The organism is Schlesneria sp. (assembly GCF_036405755.1).
Classification (GTDB): domain Bacteria; phylum Planctomycetota; class Planctomycetia; order Planctomycetales; family Planctomycetaceae; genus Schlesneria; species Schlesneria sphaerica.
Genome location: NZ_DASWWZ010000184.1, coordinates 1 through 4,832 on the forward strand (window position 1 = coordinate 1; position 4,832 = coordinate 4,832).

Annotated in this window: 6 protein-coding genes; 2 read left to right on the forward strand and 4 right to left on the reverse strand. The window is 56.3% G+C overall.

The window, feature by feature from the left end:
- Positions 1-729 (reverse strand): ATP-binding protein (locus VGE80_RS06130; RefSeq protein WP_440592041.1); only part of this gene is annotated, 729 nt, incomplete at its 3' end.
- 347 nt (positions 730-1,076) lie between these two features.
- Here VGE80_RS06130 and VGE80_RS06135 point away from each other — a divergent pair.
- Positions 1,077-1,481 carry a rhodanese-like domain-containing protein gene (locus VGE80_RS06135; RefSeq protein WP_373652087.1) on the forward strand — a complete coding sequence of 135 codons (405 nt, stop codon included), beginning with the start codon at positions 1,077-1,079 and terminating at the stop codon, positions 1,479-1,481.
- A 554-nt stretch (positions 1,482-2,035) separates the two neighbouring features.
- Here VGE80_RS06135 and rnhA read toward each other — a convergent pair.
- From rnhA to serC, 3 genes are all read right to left on the reverse strand, one after another.
- Positions 2,036-2,521 (reverse strand): ribonuclease HI, encoded by a 486-nt coding sequence (gene rnhA, locus VGE80_RS06140; protein WP_373652086.1) that lies wholly within the window; start codon positions 2,519-2,521, stop codon positions 2,036-2,038.
- 108 nt (positions 2,522-2,629) lie between these two features.
- Positions 2,630-2,848, reverse strand: coding sequence for a translation initiation factor IF-1 (gene infA / locus VGE80_RS06145; RefSeq protein WP_010582529.1), 219 nt, complete (start codon positions 2,846-2,848; stop codon positions 2,630-2,632).
- Positions 2,849-3,120: 272 nt separating this feature from the next.
- Positions 3,121-4,209 carry a 3-phosphoserine/phosphohydroxythreonine transaminase gene (gene serC, locus VGE80_RS06150; RefSeq protein ID WP_440592042.1) on the reverse strand — a complete coding sequence of 363 codons (1,089 nt, stop codon included), beginning with the start codon at positions 4,207-4,209 and terminating at the stop codon, positions 3,121-3,123.
- A gap of 401 nt (positions 4,210-4,610) precedes the next feature.
- Here serC and VGE80_RS06155 point away from each other — a divergent pair.
- Positions 4,611-4,832, forward strand: a 222-nt coding sequence (locus tag VGE80_RS06155) for a hypothetical protein (RefSeq protein WP_440592043.1), incomplete at its 3' end; no start/stop codon positions are given.

Here is a 4,832-nt window from a genome sequence, read left to right on the forward strand (position 1 = left end):
CCCTGCTTTGAGCGATGCGCTGGAAACGACCAGGATCGCCGCGCCGGACCGTGCCGCCAGATCGACCAACTTGGTCACGGTGTGGGCCCGGTCCCGTTTTTTGTCCTGCGGGCTCAGGAAGCGGTCGATCGGATCGATCACGACCAGTCCGATCTGTTCCCCCTGGGAGTTCAGTTGTTCGATGGCACGCTCAAGTTTTTGGAAATCTCGTTTCAGTCGAAACAGACGTTCGTCGTCCTGTTCCTGTGACCCCTTCGCCCTGCAATCGGGAGCAGGCGGGTCTTCCGCAGCCGTTTTTTCGATCTCGTGTCCGAGGTGATCATCCTGCGTGGCAGGAATCGGGAGCGGTGCTGGAGAAACGACGGGTTGTCTCTCGCTGCTTGATTCACTCTCCGTTCTCAATACGAAGGTGCGCGAGACGTCGCCCCCTGCGGCCAGCAGACGAGGCAGCACGGTGTCCTCAGCGGCATCCTCCGCAGAAAGGACGATGACGCCACGCGGTTCCGTTTGGAAAGCCGCAGTCGGAACTTTCTCGGTCAGACCAATTGGAACGCGGCGACCTCGCGTCACCATCGCCGCGACTTGCAGGGCGACCAGGCTTTTCCCAATCCCTGCGTCTCCCGTCAGCAAGGTGACCTTACCTCGCGGAATCAATCCCTCCCAAACCCAGTCCACCGAACGCGGTGTCACTTCCGACAGCCGCCGCAGCAAATTTTCCCCGCCGTCCATTCCATTCCTCCTGCTCTTAAATAAACGACAAGATGCGACAAGAGTGTATGGCGTGAATGTGAGGCTGTGAAGATCAATTTACGCCCTTGAGAAGATTCGGACTCGAGCGATGATCGGGTTCGAATTGTGGCCCTCAGCCATTCCATCGACGTCGCCCCGACATGCGATTGCTCTCGTCATTCCAAATGACCCTGTGGTAAAACGATCGCCTTGCGAAGTCTCCGGTAAACGGTGCCTGTGTAAGAGGAAACCCGAGGTCGCCAGACGGTGGCTTCGCGGATCGTCGGGGAGTTGCCGGGGCGGGTTAAGTCATTTTGTTTTGAATTCAGATCTGGAGGAAGTATTTCGTGTCGTCTCGCATCAGTTTGCATCTCGTCTGTTTTGCTGTTTGTCTCAGCCTCGCCACCGCGAATGCACAGGAGCATTCCAAGGACTCACTTGAGACCGTGAAAAAGAACGTCGCCGATCAGAGGGCGGTACTTGTCGATGTTCGCGAGAAAGCGGAGTGGGACAAGGGGCACGTTTCTGACGCGGTTTTCCTCCCATTGAGCGATCTGCGCAACGGGACCGTCACGGAAGACCAGCTCAAGAAATTGCCGAAGGATCGAATCGTCTACACTCACTGCGCGGTGGGCAAGCGGTCATTGCAGGCGGCGAAGGTTCTGGCTGAGCGCGGCTACGAAGTTCGACCACTCAAGCAGGGTTATAACAACCTGATCGAAGCGGGGTTCCAGGGAAGCAAAGAGAAATAAGTCGCGCTCTGTTAACGGCGAATGATTGCTACTTTCAATGCGTTTTGCAGAAGTCATCGAGAAGAGGGTTGCCGGTGGCCACAGCTTTGTGGCAATGGCCCGAACAATCCGGAGAGCGTCTCCGTTGGTCGCACGCTCACCGTGAGACCATCGATTCGGCTTAAGAAGCGCAGGAAAATGAGTCATCCTTCCACTGCCACTGCTTCGAAGTCTTCGCAGAAGCAGTGCTTTCTGGTTGTTTGGAGTCAGGCAGCGCACTGCATGACCGAAGACGGTCATACAGTGGCATTCTTGCTTTGATTCATGAACAGGCGTCGCCGCAATGTCTGGAAGATGGCATTCTTCCACTGCCACTGTTTCGGAATCTTCGCAGAAGCAGTGTTTTCTGGTTGATTCAAGTCAGACAGCGCACTGCATGACCGAAGACGGTCATACAGTGGCATTCACGCTTTGCTTCATGGCAAACCCAGTCTGTCAATTGCAGACGGGGCGCGTTGAGTACGGGACTTGGACCACGTAGGAGACTGTGGCTCTTTCGAGACGTCGGAGGAGTTTCATCCGCCCATGAACTTCATCGCGGCTGCGACGGCGAGTTCGTCGCAGCGTTCGTTCTCGGGGTGGCCCATGTGGCCCCTGACGAGCGTGAAGCGGACCCGGTGTTGCGAGAGCAGTGCATCCAACTGCTGCCAGAGCTCGACGTTTTTGACGGGCTTCAAGGCGGTTCCTTCTTTCCTCCGCCAGCCATTTTTTTTCCAGCCGGGAAGCCATTCCGCGCAGCCTTTGGCCACGTAACTGCTGTCGGTAATGACTTCGACGTTCGAGCGGGATTTCAAGGCGGACAATCCGGAGATGACCGCTTGAAGCTCCATCTGATTATTTGTCGTCAGCGGAACACCACCTGAAATTTCCTTTTCCGCCCCTGATGCAGGGTGGCGCAGGATGCAACCCCAACCTCCAGGCCCCGGGTTTCCCCGGCACGCTCCGTCCGTAAAGACCTGCACGAACGGTAAAGTGGACGAGTCAGGGTGAGGTGCAGGCATGGGATGCTGGATGGAGGACTCAGGTGGGCGGCGGCACTGTGATGTTCAAGACGCGACGATTCATGCGTAACGTTCACTGACTGTGAAATCACAGTTGCGTCACAGCGATTAACGTTCGCGGAAGACGATCCGTCCCCGATTCAGGTCGTAGGGAGAAACTTCGACCACGACATGATCTCCTGGCACGATGCGGATGAAATTCTTACGCATCTTTCCTGCGACGTGTGCCATTACCATGTGGCCGGTTTTGAGCTTCACGCGAAACTGAGTGTTTGCCAGTGCTTCGACAACATCGCCTTCAACTTCAATGGCCTCTTCTTTGGCCATAAACCAAAACCTCCGAGAGTCGTTATTCTGAAAGACTGACCAGCTACCCGTGGTCACGCGCCGAATGGCATTGTAGCGGTGCGACTATCGCATTACTACTGCCGGATTTGACCGATTTTCGAAACTTTCCGACGATTCCCCTGCCCTGTACTCATGCTGACCGCTACGGGCCGCAGCGATGCCTGCTGCGGCCAGAAATTCTCGCTCGCGCTATCAATAGAACATCCCACGCCTGCTCATGCGAGCAACACGTGGGATGTCGATTTTCACAATCACGCAGACGGGTTCGCTGCTTCAAAGTTCTTGAGGAACTCTACAAGTGCATCGACACCCGCTTCCGGGAAAGCGTTGTAGATGCTGGCGCGCATTCCCCCGACACTTCGATGGCCTTTCAAGCCGTCGAAGCCTGCTTTCGAGGCTGCCGAACAGACTTTGGCATCCAGATCGGCGTTACCCGTGACGAAGGTGACGTTCATCAGCGAGCGGCTGTTCGCGTCGGCCGTCGGCTTGAAGAGCTTGCTCTGATCGAGGAATGAATAGAGCTTGGCGGCTTTTCGCTGATTGCGTTCCGCAATACCGCTCAGCCCCCCGTCGCGCTCGATCCACTTCAGCACCAGGCCCACCAGGTAGATCGCGAAGGTGGGGGGCGTGTTGTACATGGAATCGTTCTTGGCGTGCGTCCGGTACTGAAGCATCGTGGGGATGTTCTTGGGACCTTTTTCGATCAGGTCATCACGGATGATGACGAGTGTCACTCCTGAAGGACCGAGATTCTTCTGAGCCCCCGCGTAAATCATCGCGTGACGTGCGACGTCGATGGGGCGCGAGAAAATGTCGCTGCTGGCGTCGCAAATCAGGTCGATTTCTTTCGGCACAGGGGGCAGTCCTGGCCACTGAGTGCCGAAGATCGTGTTGTTAGAGGTGTAGTGCGCGTAAGCCGGGTTCGGGCTGAACGTGCAGGTTGCGGGGATGTAGGAATAGTTCCGGTCGCTGCTTGAGCAACTGATGTGGGTCTGGCCGAATCGGCGCGCCTCTTCTTCGGCTTTTTCCGACCAGGAACCGGTGACGAGGTAGTCTGCGGTGCGATCCTGGGACAGGAAGTTCATCGGGATCTGGAAAAACTGGGTCGAGGCCCCCCCCTGCAGGAACAGGACTCGATAATTGTCGGGAACACCACCCACTTTTCGGACCAGCGCTTCTGTCTCTTCGTAGACAGCAACAAACGCCTTGCCTCGGTGCGAATGTTCAAGAATACCAATCCCTGTCGATCCTAATGACAACAGGTTATCGCGTGCTTCTTCCAACACAGATTCGGGGAGCACCGCTGGACCCGCCGAGAAATTCCAAATTCGCTGAGTCATTCCGACCAATTCCTTTTCATGTCAGGATCGCATCACACTGTCGTCAATATGGCGTCACGTGATTGTCGCGGATCTTTACTTGCGTCTGTAAGTATGTGCGATGGATGACAATCACGTCAAACCGCAGCCAGAGATTCCCCTTCAGGCCTGTTTTTCCGGGAAAATGTTACAAAACGAACAGAGAGATCATGGGACTTCGAGGTTCACAGACGGTTATCGGAATAATTCGGTCGTCACACCAATGCGTCTATCGCAAGCCTGTTCCTTCGTGGTGGTCCGAAGAATGCATAATCTGCCGATCGGATCACAAAAGCCCCTGCGAATGGATCGGGCGACGGTTAGGATGACTGAACTGTGATAAACAAGAAGGGCAGGTTTTCGTCTCCGAGAGGGACATGGTGATGAATCGCCGTATTCGAATAAGTATCGTTGTGTTGCTCGGAGCGTCGCTGATCGGTTCTCCGCTGGTTGAGGCAAGTGGCCGCGGTGGGGGTGGTGGTGGCGGTCGCGGTGGGGGCGGAGGTGGTCACGCCGGTGGCGGGGGTGGAGGAGGAGGTGCTCACTTCGGCGGTGGTGGCGGTGGCGGTCGAATGGGGGGCGGGGGACCTGCTGGCGGTGGATTC